The organism is Paraburkholderia sejongensis (assembly GCF_020880815.1).
GTDB classification, from domain to species: Bacteria; Pseudomonadota; Gammaproteobacteria; order Burkholderiales; family Burkholderiaceae; genus Paraburkholderia; species Paraburkholderia sejongensis.
In genome coordinates, this window is the sequence record NZ_JAJITD010000022.1 from 91,854 (window position 1) to 112,581 (window position 20,728).

A 20,728-nucleotide genomic window follows, 5' to 3' on the forward strand; every position below is an offset into this window, starting at 1 on the left:
TTCGCTAACCCCGTATCCGGCTCTTCGATGAGCCTCTTGTCCTGATGCGAGCCGGTCGTTCAGCCCGCAAATTCGGCCCATTCCCACGCGTCGCGATCCGCGAGCAGCGCGGCGATGAGCCGGTAATTCATTTCGTGACTCGGCCGCAGCGCGTTCACGCGGCCCAGCAGCGGCGCACCGGCCATCGCCATGTCGCCGACCAGATCGAGGACCCGGTGCCGTACGAATTCGTCCGGCACGCGCATGCCGCCGATCACCCTGTTGCCGACGATTGCGGCGGTGCACGACAGGCGCGCGCCGCGCAGGATCGGCATGCCGCGCAGGTAACCGGCAACGATCGCGGGAATCGCCCATTTGACGCGACCATACGAGCGCGACGGCGCGATCTCGCCGGCAAAGCTCGTCGGCGTCAACGCGCCTTCCCAGCACAAAGCGCCGAAGCCTTTCAGATCGTTGCGCACATTCATCTCATACGCGTTCGCCGGTTCGATCGACATACTGCGTTCGTCGCGCGTGCCGATTCCATCGCCGATTTTCACCGTACGCAGCACACGAATGAAGCGCTTTGCAAGCGGCAGCTCAGTGCGGCCACACGCGCGAATCGCGTCGAGCCACGGTTGCGCGCTGCCGTCCAGAATTGGCACTTCCTCCGCGTCGAGTTCGACGGTCGCGCGATCGATTTCGCAAGTGAGCAGTGAAGCGAGCAGATGCTCGACCGTACGCACTCGCACGCCGCCACCGGCTTCGAGCATCGTGCAGAGCGGCTGGCCGCGCCGTAGCACGTGATCGACCTCAAACTCGGCGAGCACACGGCCGTGCCGCACGCGCCGAAAGACGATGCCGCGCGGACCGCTCGCGGTGCCCGGCACAATCCGCACGTTCACGCGCCGGCCGGTATGCAGACCGTGACCGCTCAACGTCAACTCGCGCGCGAGCGTCCCTTCGCGGTGGCTCCAGCCAGCGGGCGCGCGCATCAAACCTGCTCCACGACGCCGGACTGCGCGGACAACGCATCGGCCACGTCGGCAAGCGCGTGTGCGCCGACATCGAGCGCGTGCTGCGCGGCGACGGCCGCGACCTGCGCAGCGACGCTGTTCGGCTCGAGGGCATCGTCCTCGGTCTGAAGCGATTCGACGATCCGTTGCGCGAGGGTATGAACGGTCGCGCCTTCGGCCATCGTCATCATCGACAGCTTGACCTCGAAGCGCTCTTCGATCGCCATCCCCAGTTCCATGCCCATCAGCGAGTCCATGCCCATCTCGAGAATCGAGCGGCCGGTTTCGATTTTCTCCGGCGACATATGCAGGATCCGCGCGATCTGCGCCTGCAAGGTCTCCTCGACCAGTCGAATCGCATCGGCAAACGGCATCGCCGCGAGTTGCTCGCGCATCTGCACGCTGCCCTGATGCGCCGCTTCATGGCTGCCGCACGCGTGCAATTCGACGTAGCGATGCGCACGCGCCGCCGGCATGCCGAGTGCAAGCGCCTGCCAGTCGAGTCGCACCACCGCGTCGCCGGCGCTCATGTCAAGCAGCGCGCGTTCGAGTGCGGCCAGAGCCTCGTCCGACGTGATCGACACGCCACCGATACGCGATTGCAATGCCTCGCGCGTTTCCGCGTTGCGCGCGAGGAAACCGACGTCGTCCAATGGGCCCCACGCCATGCAGGTACCCGGCAAGCCGGCCGCGCGCCGTTGTGCGATCAGTGCTTCGAGGAAGCTGTTGGCCGCGACGTAACTCGACTGCCCCGGATTGCCGAGGAAGGTCGTCGCCGACGAATAGAGCACGAAGAAATCGAGCGACAGGCCGCGAGTCGCACGATGCAGATTCCACGCGCCCGCCAGCTTCGGCGCGAGCACCGCGGCAAAACGTTGGGAGTCCAGATTGCGCACGAGCCCGTCGTCGATCACCATCGCCGAATGCAGCACCCCTTTCAATGGCGTGCGGCGTTGCGCGATCTCCGCGAGCAGCGCGTCGAGCGCGGCCGCGTCGGTCACGTCGCACGCGACCGCGTGAACTTCCGTGCCGTTGTTCGCACGCCAACGCGCCGCCTCCTCGCGCATCTCGGGCGCGAGCGTGCCCGAGCGGCTCGCGAGCGTCAGATGACGCGCGCCACGAGACATCATCCAGCGCGCGGTTGCAAAGCCGAGGCCGCCGGTGCCGCCGACCACCAGATACGCGGCCGCCGGATCGAGCTGCAGCGTCGCGGCGGTATCCGCGCTTCGCGTGGGACTGGGCGTGCCTGCCGGATAGGTGACGAGAACCTTGCCGATCTGCCTGGCCTGCTGCATATGGCGGAATGCTTCTTCGACCCGCTCGGCCGGAAACGCTCGATACGGTAGCGGATGCAGCACGCCATCGGTGAATAGCCGCATCACCTCTTCGAACAGCCGCGCGGTGAGATCCGGCAGAGCGCTCATCAACTGGTCCGCGTCGATGCCGAAATAACTGATGTTGTTGCGAAACGGCCGCAAACCAATGCGGCTGTTCTCATAGAAATCGCGCTTGCCGAGTTCGAGGAAGCGGCCAAACGGACGCAGCGTGTCGATGCTGCGCACCATCGCTTCACCGGCCAGCGAATTGAGCACGATATCGACGCCCGCGCCCTGGGTGCGCTCGCGAATCTGGTCGGCGAACGCGAGGCTGCGCGAATCGAATACGTGGTCCGCACCGAGCAGACGCACGAACTCGCGCTTTTCGCGGCTCCCCGCGGTTGCGAAGACTTCCGCGCCGAAATGCCGCGCGAGCTGGATCGCCGCGATGCCGACGCCGCCCGCCGCGCCGTGCACGAGCACCCGCTCGCCGCGCCGCAGACGTGCAAGCTCGCACAACGCGTAGTACGCGGTAAAGAAGGTGGTCGGCACCGTGGCCGCCTCTTCGAAGGTCAAGCGCGCGGGTTTGTGCGCGATCGCCTGGGTGGTGGTGCGCACGTGGCTTGCGAACGATGCCGGCGCGAAACCGAGCACTGCGTCGCCCGGCGCGAAACGCTGCACGTCGCGGCCGACGCGCGTGATGCGCCCTGACAGTTCCATGCCGACCGTCGCGCCCGCAAAGCCGTTTTCGACCGCCTCATCGGACAGCAGCCCCATCGCGTACATCACGTCGCGGAAATTCAGGCCCGTCGCGACCGGCTCGATTTCGACTTCGTCTGCCGCGAGTTCGCGCTGCGGCAGTGCGAACCATTCGAGATTGCGCAACGAACCCGGCGACGCGAAGCCCAGCACCGCTGGCTGGTTGCGCGCGCGCAGCGGTTCGGCGGCGCGGCTACGCCGCTCGGCCTCCGGCGTCGGCAGCATGCGCGTCACGTAGCGGCCTTGCTGCGTCAGCAGCACTTCTTCCTCACCGTCGTTCGCGAGCAGTTCGCGCGCGAGCAGCGCCATAGCATCGCGCTCGCCGACCGACACGTCGACCAGGCGACACGACAGTTCGGGATGCTCATTAGCGAGCACACGGCCAAGCCCCCACATCGCCGCCTGTTCAGGACGCAACGACATCGCCTGCGCGAACGCAGTCGCGACCGACGCGCCGCCGCGCGTGACGATCCAAAGTTGCGGCTGCACGATGGCAGGCGTTGCGGCCAGATCGCGCACGAGTTGCGCGAGCGCGAGCGTGGTCTGCTGCTGGACGACCATCACCTCCGCGCCATCGGCCTCGCTCGACAGCGACTGGTCCGGTGCGATGAATACGACGTGATGCGCGACACCGGCCGGCGCGGCCAGTTGGCCCGGATCACGATGCGAGGACGGCAGAGCGCTGCTCGATGCCGTGTGACCGGCCGCTCGGAGCGCCGCGGTGAGTCTGTCGTCGATAGCCTCAGCGGTTGCGAACAGCAATGACCAATGCGCGGGCGCGCTGTTGGCCGTAAGCGCCGCGCCCCGCTCGTCAGCGGCTGCCGCTTGCGGCGCGCGCGCCACTAGCAGCGTCGGTGCGCCTTCGAAGTCGAGCGCCTGCTCCGTATCGCGCGTGATCTGTTCGAAGCCAGCCTGCTCGAGTAACTGGGTCAGTGCATGCGGCGACAACCAGGCAGCCCGACGCGCGTTGCCATGCGCGGCGTCCGCGTCGAGATCGAACACGAGGTCGGCAAACCGGCTATTGCGCGGCTCGGCGATCACCAGCAGCGCGCCCGGCGCGAGCCACTCGCGCAGCGCGGCAAGCAGCGCGCGCGGTTCGCACTGCGAGGCCAACACATGGCTCGCAATCAGAACATCGTAGCGTTCGTTGCCATCGACGCCGATCAGACGCGTCGTCTCGCCAAACTCGACGGTGGCGACATGCAGCGTCGGATGCTCGCTCGCATCGAAGCCGCTCAGTTGTTCGCGGGTGCCGGCGATCGTGTAATCGCAACGCGACACCGGCACATGAATCGCCAGCGGATGCAGCACGTCGCTCAGCGGCGAATCGAGTTCGAGGACACGCAGACGCCGCGGCTCGTTCCAGCTTTCGATCGCGCGATACAGGCAGGCGCCGGTCAGCGCGTTCGCATGTGCCCACGTCGGCGACGCTTCAAAGAAATGCTCGACGAGACTGCTGCGCGACGGCGGCAAGATCTGCGCGCCGCTGACGTCGCCGCGCAACACGGCCGGCAACGCCGCGCCGCAATGCGCGAGCAGCGTCAATTCGGCGACGTGCGCAGGCGATTGCGCGAGCAGTTCGCGCCACAGTTCATCGATTGCGGGCAGGCTTGCGCAGGCCTCATCGTCCCGCACGAGGCGAGCACCGTCGCGGCGCGCAAGACCGTCTTCGACTGCGATTTGCGCAAGCCGCGCCAGCAACGCCGGATGCGCGCAATCAGGCAGCGTAGGCTGGGCGAACACCTGCAACGCGTCAAGCGCGCGCAATGCATAGGCGCCCGCCAGCACGTCCAGCAGCGGCAGCATTTCGGTCAGATGGGAATGCCGGCGCGCTTCGTCTTCCTGCGTGGCCAGCGTGGCGCTTGCGTCCGCGAGCAACGCGGCGGGTGCGAGCAGCCCGCGCGCGTCGACTTCGCCGGCCAGCGGCTTCGCTTCGGCAATATACGTAAAGCGCCCGGGCGGCTGCTGACGCCGGCTCAACAGATCGACGCGCCGGAACCGGCAGGAGCTCAGGCGTGCGACGATCGTGCCTTGTGCGTCCGCGAATTCGAACGATGCGACGACCGAATGCGGGCTGCGCCGCTCGATGCGCGCGAGCACATAACGGATCGCGTCGCCGCGCAGATAGTCGATGCGGCCAAGTTGCACCGGCACATACGCCGCCTGCTCGAGTTCGCCGTGCTGCGGCACTGCAAGCAGCGCGAAGAGCGGATGGAAGCCGCTGTCCATCAATGCGGGATGCAACGCATAGGCACTTGCCGCATCGGCTGCTTGCGAGAGCACGCCGGGCATCTCCACTTCGGCCAGTGCCAGTTCAGCGCCGGCGTCGACGTGCACAGCGCGGACCCAGCGGAATGCGGGGCCGTAGCTCAGCCCGATCGCCGCGGTATTCGCGTACAGCGTGTCACCGGACATCCCCGGTTGCGCGAGCAGTTCGCCGATCAGCGTGCTCGGCAACGCGCCCGCTGCTGCGTTCGCGCTCAACCCACAACCGCTCGCGAGCAGGCGGCCCGTGACGTTCAGCGACCACGCTTCGTCGGACATCCGGTCGCGCGTTTCGATCGTGAAGTTGGCGGTGCGTACGTCGACGGTGAAGCGGAACAGCTTCGAATGCTGCGGCTGGAACACGACCGGCAAACGGATTTCGATGTTCTCGACCGCGCAACTCGTCGTGCCGAAATGCACACGCGCGGCAGCCAGCGCCATTTCGACGTAGCCCGCGCCGGGAAACGCCGCGCCGCCATCGACGACGTGATCGGCAAGCATCGGCAGACCCGTTGGGTCAAGCTGGTTTTCCCACGCGAGCGCATGCTCGTGCAAACGATAGCCGAGCAGCGGATGCTCGCGATGTCGATAGACGAGGTTGTACGCCTCGGGCGTCGGCCCGAGCCAATGGTGTTCGTGCTGCCACGGATACGACGGCAACGCCACCCGTTCGCCACGCAACGCGCGCGGTGCGAAGCGCTCCAGGTCGACGCGCGCACCGTTTGCAATGACCGTGTGGATCGCGTGATGCAGCATCTGCGCGCTGTCGTGATTGCGCTTGAGGGTTGCAAGCGAGCGGCCGGCGACACGCGCGTCGTCGAGTACCTGCGTCACGTAGGTGCGCAGAATCGAATGCGGGCCGACTTCGAGGAACAGGCGCACGCCGGCTTGCGCGATGCGTGCGATCGCCTCGCCGAAACGCACCGGCTCGCGGATGTTGCGCCACCAGTAACGCGCGTCCAGTTCGGTGCCCGCGAGTACGTCGCCGGTCACCGTCGACACGAAAGTGCGCGGCGCCGGATTCGGCGCGAGGTCCGCGAGACCCGCGAGCACGCCCGGCTCGATCGGGTCCATCTGGCGGCTGTGGAACGCATAGTCAAGATCGAGCAACTGGAAGAAGCGGCCGCTCTGCTTGACGGCCGTTTCGAGGGTCCGCAACGCATCGAGAGGACCCGCGAGCGTGACCGCTTGCGGGCTGTTGACGCCCGCAATTTCCACCTGCGTTTCGACGTTCAGTTGCGCGATGAGTGCATGCATCGCGGCTTCGCCGAGACCGGCGGCCGCCATTCTGCCGGTGCCGCGCGTAGTGGCTTGCGCGCGACTGCGAATCTTGATTACGTGCACGGCCTGTGCGAGCGTCAACGCGCCCGCGGCCCACGCCGCCGCGACTTCACCGACGCTGTGGCCGACGCAGGTGTCGTACGCAACGCCACGCGCTTCGAGCACCCGCACCACGCCGACCTGAATTGCGAACAGCAGTGGCTGCGAATGCTCGGTAGCCGCGAGTGTTTCAGCGCTGGCGCCTTCACGCAGCACCGCCAGCAACGAAGGACTGCCGTCTGCGCGCCACAACGCGTCGAGTTCTTCGAGTGCGGAGTTGAACACCGGTTCCTCATCGAGCAACTGCTTGCCCATACCGGCCCACTGCGAACCGTTGCCGGAGAACACTAGCGCGAGACGGTCGTCGTCGGCCGGCGTTTCGCCTTGCACGAGCGCCGCTTCCGCCTGCTCATGTGTCGACGTGGCGAGTGTCTGCAGTGCCGCGCGCGCGTCGCCGGACGTGGCGGGCGCGATGATCGCGCGATGCTTGAGCCATTGCCTGCGATGCGCGGCATTGCTCGCCAGCACGTTCCAGGCAGTGCCGTTGTCGAGCGCCGCCAGATAGCGCGCCGCCAGTGATGGCAATGCGGCTGCCGCGCGGGTCGACAGGATCAGCGGCAGCAACGGTTCGTTTGCGTTGGCCTCGTTGCGCGGGGTCGCTGGCGACGCTGCATGCGTCGCCGGAGCTTCACGCAGCACTACGTGTGCGTTGGTGCCACCGAAACCGAACGAATTGACGCCGATCACCAGCGGTTCGGTCGATTCGAGCGGCGTCAGACGATCGACGACGCGCAGCCGGCCGCCGACGAAATCGATCGCCGAATTGGGCGTTTGGAAATGCAGCGTCTTCGGCACCGCGCGATGCTTCAGGCACAGGATCGCCTTGAGCAAGCCCGCCATACCCGACGCGGTCTCGAGGTGACCCACGTTGGTTTTCACCGAGCCGATCAGCAACGGCTGGTCGACCGGCCGGCCCGCCGACGCGACTTCCATCAGCGCGCGCGCTTCGATCGGATCGCCGACGGCGGTGCCGGTGCCATGCGCCTCGAGATAAGCGAGCGAACGCGGGTCTACTTGCGCGCGCTCATAGACGGTGCGCAGCAGCGCTGCCTGAGTCGCCGCGCCGGGCACGCTGATCCCGCCTTGCGAATAGCCGTCCGAATTGACGCCGGTACCTGCGATCACCGCGTGGATCGTGTCGCCGTCGGCGAGCGCACGCTCCAACGTCTTTAGCATTACCAGCGCGCCGCCTTCCGAGCGGACGTAGCCGTCGCCGGTCGCGTCGAACGCGCGGCAGCGGCCGCGCGGCGACAACATCGACGCTTTCGAGAACGTGACGAAACCGAACGGGTGCAGCAGCAGGTTGACGCCGCCCGCGAGCGCCACATCGGCGTCGCCGGCCTGCAGCGCCTGACACGCCTGATGCAGCGCGACCAGCGACGACGAGCACGCAGTATCGACCGACACGCTCGGCCCGCGCAGATCGAACAGATACGACAGACGGTTCGACGCGATACTGAGCGTGTTGCCGGTCGCCGAATACGGATCGACCGCGTTCAGGTCGTCGACGAAACGATTGCCGTAGTCCGGGCTCGCGACACCGACGTAGACCGCGCAATTGCTGCCTTCCATGTCGCGCGGACGCACACCCGCATCTTCGAAGGTCTCCCATGCGAGTTCGAGCAGCAGGCGTTGTTGCGGGTCCATCTGCTGCGCTTCGCGCGGCGAAATGCCGAAGAACGATGCGTCGAAACCGGCGACGTCGTCGAGTACGCCTGCCGAGAAGGTGTAGCTTTTGCCCGCTTCGCGCTTCGAAGGGTGCTGGTAGAACTCGGTGCCGAAACGGTCTGGCGGAATCTGCGTAACCGCATCTTTTTCGTCGCGCAACAATGCCCAGAACTCTTCCGGGCTCTCAACGTGGCCGGGGAAACGGCAGGCCATCCCCACAATCGCAATCTGTTTCGTCATCGTTCTTCTGTCGGGTGCAGCGTACGCGCCGAAACCTCGCACGGCGCGGCTGGCGCAAGCGCTTTTACGAGGTCGACGCCAAGTTCTTCGGCACTAATGTCTTTACGGATAGACGGCACAAAACTGTAGTTGCGCCAGATAAAGTAATCGCTGCGAGCAGGCTCGTTGCGGAGCCGCGCAAACACGTGCGGCAGCGCCGGGACATGATCGCCATAAAAGCACAACACCGTATCGCGCCGCCGTGCGCGCAGCGCGTCGAGCAGGCGGCCGAGCATCGCATCGGCGTTCGCCAGGTGGCGCAAATAAGCGGTGAGATCGCGCCAGTGCGCGTCGTCGCCCAGCGAATGAAAAGCGGCGCCCTCGCCCGCCTCCACCGTTTCCAGGTGCAACGGACCGTGGTTTTCCATCGTCATCGAAAAGATGAGTACGGGTTTGTCGCGCGGTTCGTCGAGGGCTTTGATGATCGCTTCGGCAACCGCCATGTCGGCAACGTAGGGGCCCGCGCGCGCAGCGTCAGCGAAGGATTTGATGTCGATGAAACGGTCGATCTGCAGATGTTCAAACGCCCGTTCGCGGCCGAAAAAATCCGCGTAATACGGGTGAATTGCCAGCGTTCGGTAGCCGCCGTGCTTGAACCACGATGCGAGCGATGCGCACGCGCGGCGTATGAAAGCGTACGGGTAAAAGCGTGCGTAACCGAGTTGGGTTTGGTCGACGCCTGTCAGCACCGCGAACTCGGTGCGCATCGTGTTGGCGCCCCACGCCGGCACCGTCAGCTCGCCGTGTTGGACTGACGCACGGCGTGCCAGATCGAAGTTGCGGAGGATCGACGGGTCGATCCTGGAAGATAGGCGCCGCGCGTCGAAGAATGACTCGCTTTGGATCAGGATCACGTCGGGCAGGGTGTGCGGCGCGCCGCTCGCAAACGGACCTTCGGCAAGCGCGGCGCGCAGTTGACGCGCGGTGGCCGGCCGCATGCCATTCAGCAGGTACGCGACGAAAACCGCGAAAAAGCCGTGGCGTTGCTGGTCATCGACAGCTTGGAGCGTGAGCGGCAGACGCGCGGCGCAGGCATAGGCAGCGGCGAGACACGCGCACGCGGCAAACAGCAGCGTGCCGACCGGGCGATGCGCGAGCGGCGCGTCCGCGACGAATGCCGCGATCACGACGCCGATGCCGAGCACGATCGCAACGACGGTGCCCGCGCTCAGGAATGGCAGATAAAGACGCGGATGCGCGAAGAGCTGGCTGAACAGGCTAAGGTCCGTGAACACGAACGGCTCGCGCAAGGACGTGTATTTTGCGTTACTGACACCGGCGAGCAGCCCCACCAGGGCGACCGCGACGAATGCGGCGAAGTGCACGCGTCCGGTAATCAGAACCACACACGCGCAGATAAACGCGATTGCGGCGACGTGCAGCGCAAACGCGAGCGGCAAGCGCCGCAACGACGCGCGCGGCTTTGCGAGCGCTTCGGGCAGCAGCGCGAGGGCGGCCGCGGCCGCGAAACTGAGCGCGGGCGTCGCGTTCACCTAGCGTTCCTCACGCGGCATATACGACAGTGCGCCGAGAATGGCATCGGCGAGCGTCGCGGGCAGCAACGGCAACAGCCGCATGCCGAGCGCGAGCAGGCTCGGAAACGCGATTTCCGAGCGCCCTGCTGTCAACTTGCGCTGGATGTGCGCGGCCGCTTTGTCCGCTGACCAGAGGAATGGTTTGTCGCCGGGGAATACGTCGCTCATTGCGGTTTTCACGAAGCCCGGTAGCACGATCGACATGCGAATGCCGTCGCGCAGCAGCAGCGGCCGGACCGAATCGCCGTACGCCTTGATCGCAGCTTTACTGGCGCAATAAGCGGGCGAAATCGCCATGCCGCGCAGTGCCGCGATCGAACTGATCAGTGCTACGTGACCGTGTTTGCGCGCGCGCATGCGGGTGACAACAGGCAATACCGCATGGATCGCGCCGTAGAAGTTAGTGTCGACGATCGCGGCCGTGCGTTCGAGTTCTTCCCAGTCGCGCGGCGAGGCGAGCGTGCTCGCAGCGCCCGCGTTGGCGATCAGCAGATCGATCGGGTGCCGGTCGTCGAAACCATTCAGCCAGTCCTCTATTGCCGCTGCATCGCGCACGTCGATTTGTGCGGTTTCGACTTGCGCGCCTCTGGCGCGGCAGGCTTGAGCCGATGCTTCGAGGCGGTTCGTGTCCCGGCCTATCATGCCGAGCACGATTCCTTGACCCGCATAGGCGAGCGCCAGCGAGCGACCGAGACCGGCGCTCGCGCCGGTGATCACGATGTGGCGCGGCGCGGGTCTACGCATGTGTGACTGCCTCGAGACGTCGCACCGCGCCTCTCACCGCCATTGCAATGCCGGTCTTCGTGTAGAAATCGCCGTTGATCTGGGTGTGGTGGACGACGTAGTCGAGGAAGGCTTGATACAGGTTCATGTCGGGTTGGCCGGCGTCGCGCCAGAAGTCGTCGAGCGAACCTTGCCAGGTCAGGCCGGGCATGTTGTAGATGGCGTTACCGAGCGCGATCAACGGGCGGCGGTGATGCAGCGCCGACAGGCCGACCGTGCTGTTCACCACCACAGCGCCGCGCGCGTTGTCGAGCAGCGTCGGCAGGTGGCCGGCGTCGATGAAGCGCAGCCGATCGGCGATGCCGAGCTCGCGCGCCAGTTGTATCGCGTGGCTGCGGTGGTCGATCAGGCCAGTGTCGAGTGGGTGGTTTTTGACGACTAACCATGTGTGCGCGGGAGCGTGACGGGCGAACGACGTCAGTACTTTCGTGATGGCCCGCTGGACACCGTCGAATGGCGAGTGAACGACGATCTGCGCGTCTGAATTCAGTTGCAGCGGGAAGATGTAGTACGGCTTCTTCGAGTCCAGCAGTTCTCGGGTGACTAGATCGGAGTCTTTGTGATGCTGGCGCTGGCGCAAGGCGCGAGTCGCGAGGCCCGCATATTCGAAGAACCCGTTTCTCGGCCGATGGCTGCGGTAATGCGGAAAGCGCGGCGCGTAGAGCGTGTTCGCCGCGCGATAGCGGATGTCGTGAAACGCGCGTTCAAACAGGTTGTAGCCGGTCGGTTCGCCTACTGGGCTCGGAGGTGTGAATCGGCGTTGCTCCAGATACCAGGCGGGATCGCGGGGTAATTGGGAACGTCCGTTTACTCCGTGCTGCTCCATCGTCAACCAGTGCGGACGGACGTAGCCCTCTTCGAATACATGGACGCGCAGGCCGTGGGCTTTGGCGATTGGGTGAATTGGGCTGTGGATTTCGCGGCAGTCGCCGAACATTATTACGTCGGTAAAATTAACTGATTTTAACTTGTTGACATACCAGCAATTCAATGAATCAATTTGCCCTCGAAAATCCCAACTCGCGTGAATGCCGCTGTAGAGTAAGTCGCCGCCACAGAAACTAACTCGGTGTACGGCATGACTCCGCTCAATCAGCGCCTCGCAAAGACGGGAGAAAAACGGAGAGGCAGTGCCCTGCAGGATAAGAAAAGAGCGAACCATGGACGGGCTGACAATCGAGCGGTCTATATGCGCTCCCGGGTATCGCGATCGCTGCCAGAAAATAACACCGCAGATCGGACCTTCTTTGAAGAGGAGCTTGAAATACTTTACAGCCAGGGACGCGAGCCTACTAAAAAAAACTGACCAACGTCTTCCAAATTACAAAATTGTTGCAATTTCGAGACAGGACCGGAATATCTTCCGTTTGCTTGTCCGGAACGCTACAATCGACCATCCTAGAAAAGCTGCCCCAGCAAATAGTTGACGAGTACTTTGTGCACCTCGAAGGTACGCATGCTGGAGCACGCAAGTGGCGTCACGCATTAACATTGCGCCACTGACATCATTTTCCTGGCAGAGCGTAAAAACGCGAGCGCCGCTCGGCCGCAGACGGTGGAATAAAGTTGGAAACTATTAGAAGTGGCCATATTCTTGCAGATCGTTGGGGGTTAGCAAGTCGAATCAAAAAAGTTAATCGGCTTTTCGCATTGACCGTCATATTTCCGACGCTTGCGGCAACGATTTACTACTCTCTGATCGCCTCGGACGTATACGTATCGGAATCCAGCTTCGTCGTTCGCAGCCCCAACCAGCAAACGCAGTCGTCTGGCCTTGTGGGCCAACTGCTGCAAGGCTCGGGGCTGAGCGATTCCCAAAATGATGCGTACGCAGTTAACGATTACATCGTATCGCGCGATGCACTATCAGCTCTAAATCAAAAAAATTCGTTCGTTAACGCCTACGCTGGCAGCAACGGCGATATGTTCAACCGCTTTAATCCGCTTGGCTTGTACGGTAGCAAGGAGCACTTGCTGCTTTATTATCAGAAGCAGATTGACGTGGCGTTCGATACGACCACCTCGATCGCGACATTGAAGGTGAATGCGTTTACTCCTCGAGACGCCCACCGCTTCAACGAACAACTGCTCGTATTGGGCGAACAACTCGTCAATCGGATGAACGCCCGAGCGCAGCAAGACATGATTCAGTACGCCGTCAATCAGGTTGCGCAAGCGGAAACACGCGTGAAGGTGGCTGCAGAGGCGCTTTCGGCTTTTAGAAATAAGCAATCAATCTTCGATCCAGACAAGCAGTCCGCACTTCAATTGCAGCAGGTTGGTGAATTGAAAAGTGAACTCATAGCAAGCAAAACGCAACTGGCGGAGCTTAGGTCTCTTGCGCCGAGCAACCCGCAGGTGAAAGCCCTGACCACCAGAATCGCCGCACTCCAAACCGAGATCAACAACGCCGTCAATGGCGTCGCGGGCGGATCCAGTTCGCTCGCAAACAAGGCTCCTGCTTATCAACGTCTTTCTCTTGAAAGAGACTTTGCAGACCGTCAGCTCAGCGCCGCCCTGGTGTCGCTCGAGTCCGCCCGCGCGGATGCTCGAAAGCAGCAGCTTTATCTGGAGCGAATTGCTCAGCCGAGCACTCCGGACGAAGCATTGCTGCCACATCGTGTGCGGAATGTGCTTATCACATTCATTCTTGGACTTATATCCTGGGGTACCTTGAGCCTCCTGATTTCCAGCGTCCGCGAACATCGCGATTAAGTGGCTATGCGCAAAGAAGTTTTTCCATTGCACAGGTCACTGGAAATCCAGCTACGGGTGCTGCACGCTTTGTTCATGCGCGAAATCATCACGCGCTATGGACGCCACAATCTGGGTTTCGCATGGCTGTTTGCCGAACCCATGCTCTTCACGCTTGGCGTGACCATATTGTGGAGTCTGTTTCACGACATCGGCGCGGCCCACCATATAAGCGCCATCGCGTATACGCTGACCGGCTATTCCACAGTGCTGGTGTGGCGAAACACAATCGGGCGATGCACGCTGGCCATATTGCCGAATTCGGCGCTGCTTTTTCATCGAAACGTCAGAGTAATCGACCTGTTCCTTGCACGCATCCTACTGGAAGTTTCCGGCGCAACCCTATCGATGATCGTTCTGCTGTTGATTTTCATCGTAGCTGGAGCCATTCCCGCCCCTGCCAATATCCTTAGAATGATGGCAGGTTGGGGACTACTCGTTTGGTACGCCAGCGCAACGGGGCTGCTTATAGGTGGACTTTGCGAATACAGTGAACTGGTGGAACGACTTTGGCATCCGATCGCCTACTTTCAGTTGCCAGTTTCAGGCGCGCTTGTCATGGCAAGCTGGTTGCCGACGCCAATTCGCAATATCGTCATGCTGTTTCCCGCCCCCAATTGCGTTGAACTGTTCCGTTACGGATATTTTGGTGACGCAGTCACGCCATACTATGATGTTCCCTATACGGCAATCATTTGCCTGGTGTTGACATGGCTAGGGTTGTGGGTCGTGCGGGATATCTCCAGCAAAGTGGAACCGCAATGATCGAATTAAGCGGAGTAAACAAACGCTATGGGACACGCCAGGGTCAGCGGACCATCCTCGACGGCGTCAATCTCAAGGTCGCGCGGGGAGACAAGCTTGGCATCCTCGGCAAGAATGGGTCGGGCAAGTCCACGTTGATTCGGCTGATCAGCGGCTCAGAGCAACCAAGTGCCGGCGATATCAAGAGAAGCATGAGCGTATCATGGCCGTTAGCGTTCGCCGGCGGGTTCCAAGGCAGTCTAACCGGCCTTGACAATCTGCGTTTTGTTTGTCGCGTGTATGGTGTGCCACCTGAACGGGTCATACCGTTCGTGGAGGAATTCTCTGAGCTCGGCATTTACCTGCGCGAACCGGTCAAGAAATATTCAAGTGGTATGCGCGCACGCCTGGCGTTTGCGATCTCGATGGCGATCGAATTCGACTGCTTTCTCATTGATGAGGTGATCGCCGTCGGCGACGCGCGATTCCATGCGAAATGCAATTATGAGTTATTCCAAAAAAGAAAAGATCGAGCGATGATTCTGGTTTCTCACGATCCGCGCATCGTCCGGGAGCATTGTGATCGTGCCTGCGTACTTCACAACGGCAAACTCCTGGACTTCAGCGAAGTCGATTCGGCCTTCGTCTACTACCAAACTTATTGCTAGCCCAATCTACACGGGGAAACCAATGGAACACCATACCGGTGACCTTTCCACCACGTCGGTCGCCGCACTCTTTCAGTTCGACGGTCAGCATTTCGTCCGGCGCTGCTACCTGACGTTGCTGGGTAGAGACATTGACGCGGCGGGAATGACTTACTATTCGACAGAACTCGGCAAGAAAAAGGGCCGTGCGGCGATCTTGCACAGCATTTTCGGGTCCAGCGAATTCCGCAAACGGCACAAGCACCGCTCACTGGCGACGTCTTATCGGGTTCTTTTCACGCTTTCGCGGCTTCCCGCGATCGGCGGCCTCTTCGAGAGCATAAGAAGAAAGCGATTCGAATCCGTCAGCGTCAGCGCAAGTACCGCGCTACTATTGGGTGAAATTGCGAAATTGCGAGACGAGGTACACGCCGTTCGCACGACGATGACAGGACTCAGTCAGCAGGTCGCCGCGTTGCAGGCCGGTAAGACACAAATCCCACCCGCACAGGCACACCAAGCCGATCTACTTCGCATCGAAGGGAATCAGGCGATCGCGGCCGAGATCCTCGCCAAGCGTATCGAAGAAAAGCTGAGACAAATAACACAAGCGAAGTAACGATGAAAACGAAGCCACACACTATCGAAAAAGTCGCGGAAAATCTTCTTCGTTTCGTCGAACGTAAATCCGAAGCGCCGTTTTTCACCTCGAATTGGTCGGCACCCGCACGTCAAGCACTGTGCGAGCTCGTCAGCGGCAAGTTTGACGCGGACAAATACAACATCGCTGAAATAATCGGTGCTGACGAAGCGATCGAGATTCTTTACGTTTGGCTTCTGACCCGCCGCGTTGACACAGGCGCACGGAACAGCTTTATCTCGAATCCAGCCCCTGCCGTCCGGAAGTTTGCTGCGCTAGTGCAATCGATTCACGCGTCTGCGGAGTACACCCAGAATGGGCGCTCGACTGCGGCCCTAACATTCAAGGGCAAATCGGCATCGCCTGTGTTGTATGTCGATGTCACGAACACTATCAAGACCGGTGCGAGAACCGGAATTCAGCGTGTGGTTCGCGAAATCGCCACACGGCTTCGCGCGAACAATGTCCAACTCGTAACCTATCAACGCTCCCTGAAGGGATTTGTCACCGTCGCGATGAATGACGGAGATTTCGCCTCGTCAAATTCTGAGCTCGTCACCTTCGCCGAGGGCGATATCTACTTTGATATTGATGCTTCCTGGGGCGACGGCATCTCCAAGTGGGCTCTTTATCGCGATCTGAAAATCAACGGAGTGCGCATCGTCAACATGCACTACGATGCCGTTCCGATCCTCTCTCCACAAAACTCTCATCCGACGACGGTCATCCGCTACGTCGAACATTTCTTCGCGGCGCTCAGTTTCTCCGACCTCTTTGTTTGTATCTCCGAGGCTGTTCGAGACGATGCGTCGAAAATCGCGAGCGAGATTCAGTCTCGCTGTCCGCCAATGGTTACCATCCCAATGGGCGGCAATTTCTCCCATGCCGAAAGTGACGGTGTCGTTCTCGATGACGAGGTCGCACAATTCATCGCAAAGCGCCCGTATGTGCTGTGTGTCGGCACGGTCGAACCGCGGAAAAATTATCCGTTTTTTATCGACAATATCGAATACTTTCGATCGATCGGTTTGAACGTTCTCATCGTCGGCAAAAAAGGTTGGGAAGAGGACAAGCTAATCAAGAAAATTCAGGCACTGTCGGAAGAAAATGAGACCCTAAAATGGCTTCAGAACGTCGACGATGCTGCATTGCAGTACTTCTACGAGAACTGCTTCGCGTACGCCACGTCTTCTTGGTACGAAGGCTATGGTCTCCCTGTATTGGAAGCGCTCGCAAAGAATTGCGTCGTCATTTCCAGCGACCGTGGTGCACTGGTGGAAGCGGGTCAAGGATTGAGCCTACTTTTCGATCCGCGTGACTTCAAATCCTTCACGAGCGCCCTCGAGAAGGTCGTCAACGATCCTAGCTTCTATGCTGCGACGAAGGAAAATGCTGCTCGCGTTTGTCTGCCCTCGTGGGAGGACACGGCTCAGGTGCTGATGAATCATATCGGCACACTGACTGCCGGCCTGTCAGCTGCGTCGGTCCCGGCGAACCTTCAATTGGTGTATATCTCCACAAATCCGGAGAATCTGAAAAAATCACTGGAAAGCTTCATTCGCCATTCGAAAATTGACGATGTAGTCGTGCTGACACGCGGCAGTCAGCGCGCACAGTACGCCGAGCTTTTTGAAAACTACCCGGTGAAGGCTACCATTCTGTGCGACGAAGAAGTACTCGCGGCGGAATCCATCGATGTTTCGGATCATCAGGAGCGCAACTTCCTGCTACGCGAATGCCTCTACAAACGCCCGGAAATCCACGACGCATTTGTCGCACTCGATGATGATTGCATCGCTATCGAGACACTACCAGCCGATCACTTTGTTCGAAACTCGCGATATGTCGGTAAATATTTCTATCCCGACATGAGTCAATGGCGAGCGAGTCCATTTGGCGACTCAAGCTACGATCGTGGTCAATGGTACACGGCTACCGTGCTGGAAGAGTACGGCTATCCGCGACTCGCCTATTCCAGCCACCAGGCGCAGGTGATCGACAAGCAACTCTTCTCCGAGGTTGTCTCCGAGTTCCGCCACGTACGCCCTCGCTGTTTTGATGAATGGTCAATCTATTTCAACGTCGTTGCCCACCGCTATTCGAATCTTGTCGTCAGCGAAAAGTGCACCACTCTCTTTTGGCCCATGAGCTATTCATCATGGACCCCCGAATGGTTCTGCGATACGGTGTATTTTGAGAACTACTACGACAGCAACTATCAGCCCGGCGGCGCTGCTTATGAGGCAGGCATCGATTTCGACACACCGCCAAAGCTGAAAAAGATCGTGTGCAAGGAAGCGTATGGGCAATACAGCTCGCAGCGCATGGTTTCGAAGCTCTTGAAGGACGCGATTTTCCGTGGAAACCGTACCGAACCGTACGCGACCAACATGTTTGGAATCACGGAGTCCGCAGCATTCGGCACTCCCGGCCTTTGGTGCCGCCTCGAGACGTCCTGTCAGCATGAAATGAAGAACGTGGTGTACGAAATTCGCGACGGCAACGACAATCTGGTAGTGAACGGAATGAATCATCCTCAATTGGTTAGCCAAAAGACTGGACTAATGGTCAAGCTGCCAGCCACGGTAGGATCTTATATTTTGACCATCACCAACAAGTCGCTTGTCAGGAACAGCCCGGAGCACCGGATGCCTGTAATTACAGTGGCAATCTGAACTTGAGCGATGAAGTCATACGACGTTCAACAAAATTTAGGAAAAATTGCAGCATGAAAAAAGCAGTGATTACCGGGGTTACTGGACAAGATGGCGCGTACCTCTCCCAACTGTTACTTGAAAAGGGCTATGAGGTGTATGGCACGTATCGACGTACCAGCTCGGTAAACTTTTGGCGTCTGGAAGAGCTTGGGGTGTTGAATCATCCTAATCTTCACCTACTCGAATACGATCTTACTGATCTCAGCGCGAATATTCGTTTGCTGCAGAGCACACAAGCGAAGGAGGTCTACAACCTCGCAGCCCAAAGCTTCGTAGGTGTGTCATTCGATCAGCCGACTACAACTGCCGAAATTACAGGGATCGGTGCTCTCAATCTGCTCGAAGCGATCCGCATCGTCGATAAAGACATTCGTTTTTACCAGGCCAGTACATCGGAGATGTTCGGTAAGGTGCAGTCGATTCCGCAAACTGAAGACACTCCGTTCTACCCTCGCAGCCCGTATGGTGTAGCAAAGCTCTACGCTCATTGGATCACCGTTAACTATCGGGAAAGCTACGGCATCTTCGGCAGCAGCGGCATTCTTTTCAATCACGAATCACCACTCCGCGGAAGGGAGTTCGTGACACGCAAGATTACCGATAGCATGGCCAAAATCCATTTGGGCAAGCAGGACCGGCTACAGCTAGGAAATCTCGACGCCAAGCGGGACTGGGGATTCGCGAAAGAGTACGTCGAGGGCATGTGGCTGATGTTGCAGGCTGACGAACCAGACACCTATGTTCTCGCGACAAATCGGACGGAAACAGTACGTGACTTTGTGACCATGGCAGGCAAAGCCGTTGATATCAACATCGTCTGGGAAGGGATCGGCGAGAACGAGCGCGGGTATGATCGCGCAACGGGGAGACAACTCATTGAAGTGAACCCGAAGTTTTACCGTCCTGCAGAAGTCGAGTTGTTGATCGGCGATCCGACCAAGGCGCAAACAAAGCTCGGCTGGCAGCCGCGCACTACCCTTGAAGAGCTATGCGCGATGATGGTGGAACAGGATATCAGACGCAACAAGCTTGGCTTTTCATTCTGATCTGTGAGGATGAGGAAGAGCACCAACTCCTCTTCGCGGTGGTTGGCCGCATGTGCGCGGGCAGACGCTAATTGAGGATTATTTTGCAAGTGGACGCGATTCGGCCGCCCCTTACGGGGATCGGTCGATACGCGTGGGAATTGGCCAGGCACTATCAGGCAACTGAGAAACTGCGAGCAGTTCGCTATTTCGCGGACGGCCGTTGGATCGCTGACCCTGACAATCTGAGAACCGCGCAATCAAAAACCCGCCGACCATTTCTCTCCACCAGCCGTTGGCTAGCGCGACGCAAGCTGGCTTTGCGGTTACGCTCTCACCTTTTTCATTCACCAAACTACTTTCTGCCACCGCAAGTGAATAGCGGAATCGTGACTGTTCACGATCTTTCCGTGTTCAAATTTCCGGAAACACATCCGCTTGAACGCATAAGACAATTCGAAAAAGCATTCACCTTCACACTGTCAAGGTGCCGCCATATCATCACAGATTCCGAGAGTACGCGTCTTGAAGTGGCAGATTATTTCAACTGGCCACTAGAACGTGTCACCGCGATTCCGCTGGGCGTCGGTGCCGATTTCCATCCACGATCCCCATCAACGCTCAAAGCGCAGCTGTTCTCGCTGGGACTTACCCCCGCAAGCTACGCGCTATGCGTTTCAACTCTCGAACCGCGCAAGCGAATCAGCAATTTGATCGATGCATATCGGCGCATACCCGCTACGCTTCGTACCAGTTATCCGCTGGTTCTTGCTGGCAGCAGTGGCTGGTTGAACGACAATCTTCTTGCTCAGATACAAGTAGCCGAAGAAGAAGGATGGCTTCGTTATCTCGGCTATGTAGACGAAAGCATACTACCCGTTCTTTACGCCGGTGCGCGGGCATTTTTCTTTCCGTCGATATATGAAGGATTCGGGCTACCAGTCCTTGAAAGCCTGGCAAGCGGTGTACCCGTCTTGGCGTCGGATCGCACGCCCATTCGCAATATCGTGGAAGATGCGACTTTTCTGACCGACTCCAATGATGTCGATGCATTGGTTACGGGCATCACAGAAGTTTTGAGCAATGAATCGTGGCGCTCGGCGGCCATTTTGCGAGGCATCGAAATCGCGAAGCGACACAGTTGGGCCAACTGTGCCGACCGCACGATTGATCTATATCAACGGATTGGCGTCTGATCAAGACGACCCGGGTTGAACCGGG

General features: G+C 60.2%; 12 protein-coding genes. 7 read left to right on the forward strand and 5 right to left on the reverse strand.

What is annotated here, in order from left to right; genetic code table 11:
* Window positions 1–59 precede the first annotated feature (59 nt).
* From LJ656_RS30805 to LJ656_RS30825, 5 genes are read right to left on the reverse strand one after another with little or no spacing between them, the layout of a single operon-like run.
* Window positions 60–974 carry a UDP-3-O-acyl N-acetylglycosamine deacetylase gene (locus LJ656_RS30805; protein WP_230513246.1) on the reverse strand — a complete coding sequence of 305 codons (915 nt, stop codon included), beginning with the start codon at window positions 972–974 and terminating at the stop codon, window positions 60–62.
* Entirely contained in the window at window positions 974–8,623 is a 7,650-nt protein-coding gene (locus LJ656_RS30810) for a type I polyketide synthase (protein WP_230513247.1), read from the reverse strand. Before LJ656_RS30810 ends, LJ656_RS30805 begins: the two co-directional genes overlap by 1 nt.
* Complete coding sequence (locus tag LJ656_RS30815; protein ID WP_230513248.1) at window positions 8,620–10,155, reverse strand: LTA synthase family protein; 1,536 nt, start codon at window positions 10,153–10,155, stop codon at window positions 8,620–8,622. Before LJ656_RS30815 ends, LJ656_RS30810 begins: the two co-directional genes overlap by 4 nt.
* Entirely contained in the window at window positions 10,156–10,941 is a 786-nt protein-coding gene (locus LJ656_RS30820; RefSeq protein WP_230513249.1) for an SDR family NAD(P)-dependent oxidoreductase, read from the reverse strand.
* Window positions 10,934–12,142: a capsule biosynthesis protein gene (locus tag LJ656_RS30825; RefSeq protein ID WP_230513250.1), complete on the reverse strand. Its 1,209-nt coding sequence runs from the start codon at window positions 12,140–12,142 to the stop codon at window positions 10,934–10,936. The genes LJ656_RS30820 and LJ656_RS30825 overlap by 8 nt, the downstream gene beginning before the upstream one ends.
* Before the next feature lie 404 nt (window positions 12,143–12,546).
* On the opposite strand from LJ656_RS30825, the gene LJ656_RS30830 reads away from it, so the two are divergent.
* From LJ656_RS30830 to LJ656_RS30860, 7 genes are all read left to right on the forward strand, one after another.
* Window positions 12,547–13,695, forward strand: coding sequence for a KpsE/RkpR family capsule polysaccharide export protein (locus LJ656_RS30830; protein ID WP_230513251.1), 1,149 nt, complete (start codon window positions 12,547–12,549; stop codon window positions 13,693–13,695).
* A 6-nt stretch (window positions 13,696–13,701) separates the two neighbouring features.
* Complete coding sequence (locus tag LJ656_RS30835) at window positions 13,702–14,499, forward strand: ABC transporter permease (protein WP_230513252.1); 798 nt, start codon at window positions 13,702–13,704, stop codon at window positions 14,497–14,499.
* Window positions 14,496–15,146 carry an ABC transporter ATP-binding protein gene (locus LJ656_RS30840; protein ID WP_230513253.1) on the forward strand — a complete coding sequence of 217 codons (651 nt, stop codon included), beginning with the start codon at window positions 14,496–14,498 and terminating at the stop codon, window positions 15,144–15,146. Before LJ656_RS30835 ends, LJ656_RS30840 begins: the two co-directional genes overlap by 4 nt.
* A gap of 22 nt (window positions 15,147–15,168) precedes the next feature.
* Window positions 15,169–15,744 carry a DUF4214 domain-containing protein gene (locus LJ656_RS30845; protein WP_230513254.1) on the forward strand — a complete coding sequence of 192 codons (576 nt, stop codon included), beginning with the start codon at window positions 15,169–15,171 and terminating at the stop codon, window positions 15,742–15,744.
* Window positions 15,745–15,746: 2 nt separating this feature from the next.
* Window positions 15,747–18,440, forward strand: coding sequence for a glycosyltransferase family 4 protein (locus LJ656_RS30850; RefSeq protein ID WP_230513255.1), 2,694 nt, complete (start codon window positions 15,747–15,749; stop codon window positions 18,438–18,440).
* A 53-nt stretch (window positions 18,441–18,493) separates the two neighbouring features.
* On the forward strand, window positions 18,494–19,528 hold the full coding sequence (gmd, locus tag LJ656_RS30855) for a GDP-mannose 4,6-dehydratase (RefSeq protein WP_230513256.1): 1,035 nt from the start codon (window positions 18,494–18,496) through the stop codon (window positions 19,526–19,528).
* A gap of 89 nt (window positions 19,529–19,617) precedes the next feature.
* Window positions 19,618–20,703 carry a glycosyltransferase family 4 protein gene (locus LJ656_RS30860; RefSeq protein WP_329958918.1) on the forward strand — a complete coding sequence of 362 codons (1,086 nt, stop codon included), beginning with the start codon at window positions 19,618–19,620 and terminating at the stop codon, window positions 20,701–20,703.
* The last annotated feature ends 25 nt before the right edge of the window (window positions 20,704–20,728 follow it).